At 43.7% G+C, this 5,941-nt stretch carries 6 protein-coding genes; 3 read left to right on the forward strand and 3 right to left on the reverse strand.

Translation table 11 applies throughout. From position 1 onward, the window contains the following. The first annotated feature begins 28 nt into the window (after nt 1-28). On the forward strand, nt 29-700 hold the full coding sequence (locus tag B4033_RS13560; RefSeq protein WP_071320297.1) for a response regulator transcription factor: 672 nt from the start codon (nt 29-31) through the stop codon (nt 698-700). 6 nt (nt 701-706) lie between these two features. Then, nucleotides 707-2,026: an ATP-binding protein gene (locus B4033_RS13565; protein ID WP_286834680.1), complete on the forward strand. Its 1,320-nt coding sequence runs from the start codon at nt 707-709 to the stop codon at nt 2,024-2,026. Between the two features lie 24 nt (nt 2,027-2,050). Here B4033_RS13565 and B4033_RS13570 read toward each other — a convergent pair whose 3' ends face one another. Beyond that, complete coding sequence (locus B4033_RS13570; protein ID WP_111810770.1) at nt 2,051-2,764, reverse strand: phosphatase PAP2 family protein; 714 nt, start codon at nt 2,762-2,764, stop codon at nt 2,051-2,053. Nucleotides 2,765-2,803: 39 nt separating this feature from the next. Next, on the reverse strand, nt 2,804-3,190 hold the full coding sequence (locus tag B4033_RS13575) for a diacylglycerol kinase (protein ID WP_004809311.1): 387 nt from the start codon (nt 3,188-3,190) through the stop codon (nt 2,804-2,806). Between the two features lie 242 nt (nt 3,191-3,432). Between B4033_RS13575 and B4033_RS13580 the strand changes: the two genes are divergently transcribed. Next, a complete protein-coding gene (locus B4033_RS13580; RefSeq protein ID WP_286834683.1) occupies nt 3,433-4,242 on the forward strand; it encodes an SDR family NAD(P)-dependent oxidoreductase in 810 nt (269 codons plus the stop codon). Nucleotides 4,243-4,580: 338 nt separating this feature from the next. On the opposite strand, the gene B4033_RS13585 is transcribed toward B4033_RS13580, so the two are convergent. Beyond that, a partial coding sequence (locus B4033_RS13585) for a PhoX family protein (protein ID WP_286834685.1) occupies nt 4,581-5,941 on the reverse strand: 1,361 nt, incomplete at its 5' end.

Raw genomic sequence — 5,941 nt, forward strand, 5'->3', positions numbered from 1 at the left:
TCATCATCATTAAAGAACAGAGCTTGAAATGCATAAAATACTGATTATTGAAGACGACTTTATGATTGCCGAGTCGACTGAAACCTTGCTCAAGCTGCATCAATTTGATGTGCACTGGGTCAATAATGGCCTGGATGGTTTAAAACAGTTACAGCAGCAGGCCTATGATATTGTCCTGCTGGATCTGGGCCTGCCGATGATGGATGGCATGCAGGTACTCAAACATATCCGGCAGAAGTTCCCCAATTTGCCGGTGCTGATTATCTCTGCCCGGGATCAGTTACAGAACCGGGTCGATGGGCTAAATCAGGGGGCAGATGATTACTTGATTAAACCCTATGAATTTGATGAACTGCTGGCCCGTATTCATGCTTTGATCCGACGCAGTAGTCCCCCAAATACCGGGGCAGAGAGCCATAAAAAGTTATCACACAGTGGTCTGGAACTGGATCTGGAGCAGCATATCGCATGCTTTAACAGTCAGCCGATCGAGTTGTCTAATCGGGAATGGTCGATTCTCACCGCATTACTCACTCATCCCAGCAAAATTTTTTCTAAAAATGATCTAGAAGACAAGCTTTATGACTTCGATAGTGATGTCAGCAGTAATACCGTTGAAGTGTATGTGCATCATCTGCGGGCGAAATTAGGCAAAGACTTCATCCGTACCATACGTGGTCTAGGATATCGCTTAGGATAGAGCCTTATGCAGAAACGTTATTCTTTGCAAAAACGCCTGATTATCTACATTTCGTTGTTTAGCCTGGTACTGGGCTGTATCCTGATTTTCGCTGCCTACCGGATTGCCCTCGAAGAAATAAATGAAGTGCTGGATAAACAGATGCAAAGTCTGGCCGAGCGCATTGCAGAAAATCATCCGCGACCGCTACAAAGCCAAATCGATCTGGAAAAACAGTACAGTGAAGAAGATTTGTTTGTAGATATTTGGTCCTATGCAAATACAGCTACTCCCTTGCATCCACAGGATGTGCTGGTTGCACCGGTCAAGAAAGCAGGTTTTTACAAGCATCAGACGCCGTATGGAACCTGGCTCACCTATATCATTCCAAGTGACCAGTTGCAGATTCAGGTGAGTCAACAGCAAAATGTCCGGCAGGAGCTGGCGCTGGAACTGGCTGGCAATATGTTTCTGCCTTATGTACTTTTCTTGCCTTTTGCCGTGTTCGGTTTAGGCTGGATGATCCGGAAAAATTTTCAGCCGCTGCATGACTTTAAAACGGAACTGGCCAGCCGTAAGGCACAAGAATTAAAGCCGATTGAAATGAAGGATTATCCTATGGAGCTGGAACCGACCATTCAGGAAATGAATCATCTGTTTGGTCGAATTTCCCTGGCCCAACAAGAACAACGTCAATTTGTCGCAGATTCTGCCCATGAATTACGCACGCCACTGACCGCACTCAACTTGCAGCTGCAAATTTTATTGCAGCAGTTTCCGCAGAGCGACTCGCTCCATAATCTGAGTCAGGGCGTTTTGCGCATGCAGCATCTGGTCAACCAGTTATTGAGTCTGGCCAAACAGGATGCTTCCGATAGCTTAACCGAGCCGGCACAAATGCTTTCACTCAATCAGATGACCGTGGCCTGCATTGAGCAGATGATTCAGCTGGCCTTACAGAAAGAGATTGATCTGGGTTTAGAACAGCAGCAGGAATTGCGAATTCAAGGACAAGCTTCGACCTTGCACTCGATTATTTATAATTTAATTGATAACGCGATTAAATACACTCCGAAAGGCGGCGTGATTAATGTATCGATTTTTCAGCAAGGCCAGCAGGCGGTTTTAAAGATTGAAGACAGTGGGGCAGGAATAGATCCTGCTCAATTCGCCCAGATCCGGCAGCGTTTCTACCGGATTCATAACCATGTTGAAATTGGTAGCGGTTTAGGTTTGTCGATTGTAGATAAAGCCACCGAGCGCCTGGGTGGCACGCTGGAATTTTCGCAAAGTAGCAGTCTGGGCGGCCTGTGTGTACAAGTTAAATTTCCTGTGATCGAAGCCTGAGGGGATAGGCTTCAGTTTTTGTAGTTAAGGCTGTCTGATGTTAGTGAGTATAGGAGCAGCGGCTTTTCCCAATGATAGTTTTTGGCTAAACAGCGTATAGCCAATGACATTCATGCACCAGATCATCCAACCGGTCCACAGGTTATGACTCAGGAAATGCGCACCACGCATCATTTGCGCCCAGCCCATGGCGAAGCCTAAAATCACTGCTGCGATCAGGAAAAAATAAGCCCGCTTGCGGTTAGCAATCCGATAGACAAAATAACCAGCCATCAAGGCAAAACCGCTGGATGCATGTCCGCCGGGAAAACAGTGTCCGGCAGTAGCACTCAAATCCCACAAAATACCCTCATGGGTGGGAATGATCATATCCCAGGGGCAAGCATGCGCCGACTGGGATTTTAAAATGCCAATCGAGGCCGTGGTCAGCACCACCATGCTAAAGAAATAGCCAAATTCCCAGCGCCGTTGATGCCAGTTCTGCCATTTCAGTGAAGCCAGCCAACCGGCTAACAATGTTATGTACACCAGAATCAGCAGATTTTTGACATAGCGGTGATTGAGCTCGGCCAGTGCCCAGTGTTGCCGCAGGGGAAATTGTCCCTGATCGTCAATGAACGGATAAATCAGCTGTAAATCAATTGCTCCACCTACATCAAAAAAATTCCAGAGCATCAGAAAACTGAAAATCAGCAGCAATATTTGTGTCAGTAAAAACCGGGAATGCTCGGATATCATTTTAAATCTTCCATTTTTCTTGCTGTAGCAGGCGAGGGATCAAATCAAGTAACCCGCTAAAATAAGACCCCAGGTCACGGTAATTAAACTGAGTGCTACAAACTGGGCAGCGCTGCCCATATCCTTGGCATTTTTAGACAGTTCATGCTGCTCCATGGATATACGGTCTACCACCGCCTCAATCGCCGAGTTAAGCAATTCAACGATTAGCGCCAGCAGGCACACGGCCACCATCAGTGCTTGCTCAACCCGGCTCACCGGCATGACAAAGCTCAGAGGAATCAAAATCAGGTTGATGAGCAGGATTTGCCTGAAGGCCGCTTCATTTTGAAAAGCTGTTTTAAAGCCGGCCAAGGAATAACGGGTCGCATTCAGAATACGCTGTATTCCCGAGGTGCCTTTATAGGGTGAACGGTAGGAAGACATAGCTGTCATGAGTCAATAAAAGGAAACTCTAACTTAAGATTACAGGCTTAAAACTCTCTTAAAAAAAATGGTCTCTATGTGTTTTTTTAATAAAAATAATATTTAAATTTATGTGCAGAATTAAGAATTTTTTAAGTTTGGGCGTTTATCTTAAGTACTAAGTTATTTTTCGTGATGTGATCCACATGACCTGCGGCAGATTCGATCTTGAATCATTCTGTTAAGAACAAGAGAAAGTATTTATGCCTAATTTAACTGCAACAATTATGGATGCTACTTCTGGTATTGGTCAGGCTATTGCAAAGGTTCTGGGCCAAAACGGGGTCAATCTGGTTCTTGTTGGGCAGAATCAACAGATTCTGCAAAGAGTACATGACAATATAGCCCAATGTTATCCACAGCTAGAACTGGATTTAATTCATTGCAACTTTGCCGATCAGCAAAGCAGGGAAGGGCTGGTAAAAGCTCTTGCTACGCTGAATAAACCCATTCACTACTACATTAACAACATCAGTATCAGTGATTTCAAGCTATTTACACAGCAGCCACAAGAAATCATGGAACAAATGATGCTGATTAATGCAGTTTATCCAATGCAGCTGATACAAAAGATCCTGCCATTGATATCTATCAGTCCGCCTGGCCAGGTCATTAATGTAGGTTCAACCTTTGGCAGTATTGGCTATCCTGGATATGCGAGTTATTGTGCCAGCCAATTTGCCTTGCGTGGTGCAACCGAAGCACTAGCCCGTGAATACAGCAAAAGTTCAATCAGATTCAGATACTTTTCATTACGGGTTACCGAAACCAATATTCATCATTCAAATGCAATAGAAATGAATATCAGACTGGGAAAAAATATTGACAGTCCCGAATTTGTTGCTGAAGAACTGTATCAGTTTTTACATCGAGATTGTCAGTCGTATCAGGTCGGCTATCCTGAAAAAATTTCGATAGCTGTTAACCAGATTTTACCAGACTTAATATCAGCATCGATTAATAGAGAGTTACCAACGATTTGTGAATGTGCAGAAAAAGTTGCTAGTTTCTAACTGTGATTCACAGACTGAAGAAGCAGGATAGTAATATAGTTCCCTTAGAGTGGCAGGTATCAATCCCTCCTTGGATACCTGCTTTTTTTTAGAAAAATACTCAAAAATAAAGCTGCAAATTACAAGTCTTCCAAGTAGAAGATAGCTGAACCTATGATTAGTTGTATTGGATTTCACTTATATATTGATCCGAAGTCCACTTCATACTTTAATATTTATATCAATTTAACTCTAAACAAAAATATTTTTTTTATTGACCAGTTAACTCTTAAAATTAAAAAAACATTCAAAAATTAAAATGCCGGCATTGAGCCAGCATTTTAATTGAAGTGAGCTATTTAACCGGCTATAACACCGCCATCATTGCGCGTAATCACAACAGTTGCTGAACGTGGACGTGCGGTCTTGTTCGAACGATCTGATTGACTTGCAGGCCAGTTACTGGTTGGAGCATCAAAGGTTTTAGAATCTTCACCTGGATGCTGTACATTGATGAAAATGGCCTTATAGTCTGGTGTCATGGTTACCCCTGTGATTTCACACTCTTTTGGACCAGTCAAGAAGCGACGTAAATTTTCATCGGTTACTTTGGCACCCGCAATCGTCGCTTGACCATTAGAGGTTGTTGCTGGACCACCATCACCTACTTGTCCAGGCAGGGCAGCCAGCATCATACAGTTAGTGGTATCTGTATAAGCGCCGTCGTCAGTCTGAATCCAGAGTACGCCGCGAGGATCAAACCACATACCATCTGGTGAAGACAGATCATTATTATCATTTAAGCCCGACAGGTTGATATTGGCATCCATCGATGCTTCAGCACCGAACAGGTAGATATCCCATTCAAAGCTTTCTGATGCAGTGTTTTCTTCCTTAAAGCGAATAATATGGCCATTCACATTACCCTTACCGCCTTCAGGATCTGAGTAATTACGTGGGTTGGCAGCATCAACAGGTTGTGTTGAACTATTGCCACGGTTACTGTTATTAGTCAGGGTAACGTAGACTTCACCATTCTCCGGGTTAACGGCTACCCATTCAGGACGGTCCATCTTCGTCGCACCAACGGCATCGCCTGCCAAACGTGCAAAAGTTAAAACATCCGCATCAGAGCTAAAAGGATATACCGCATTTTCTGCAGTTAAACCATTTTTACCGTGAGCAAGTTCAATCCATTGACCAGTTCCATCTGCATTGAACTTGGCAACATAGAACTTACCGTTATTCATGTATTTGTCACCAGCACGGTAGCCGGTATTGATATCTTTTGGATCCCATTTTGCATCAGAGACAAATTTGTAAATGTATTCACCACGTGAGTCATCGCCCATGTAGAAGGCAAACTGTTCACCTTCAATCGCACGGCTAGCACGACAGTCTTCGTGAGCAAAACGGCCCAGTGCAGTACGTTTTACCGGATTTGCACTGTTATCAAATGGGTCAATTTCAACAATCCAGCCAAAGGTATTTGATGCATTACGATAGTCTTGACTTGCAGAGGCTTTGGTTACGTTAGCTGACCAGCGGTCATACATATCTTGTGATTCAACTCCAGCCTGAGCTGTTTCCCATGCATAACGTGAAGATTTATCTAAATAAACAATACGGTCTTGATCATCGCGTTCCGGAACTTTTTGTCCTTGTGCATCTAGAACATAAACAATACTATTTTTCTCATCACGTTTAACTGTACCATCGG

Origin of the sequence: Acinetobacter sp. UBA3132 (assembly GCF_002364825.1) — a bacterium.
Lineage (GTDB): Bacteria > Pseudomonadota > Gammaproteobacteria > Pseudomonadales > Moraxellaceae > Acinetobacter > Acinetobacter schindleri.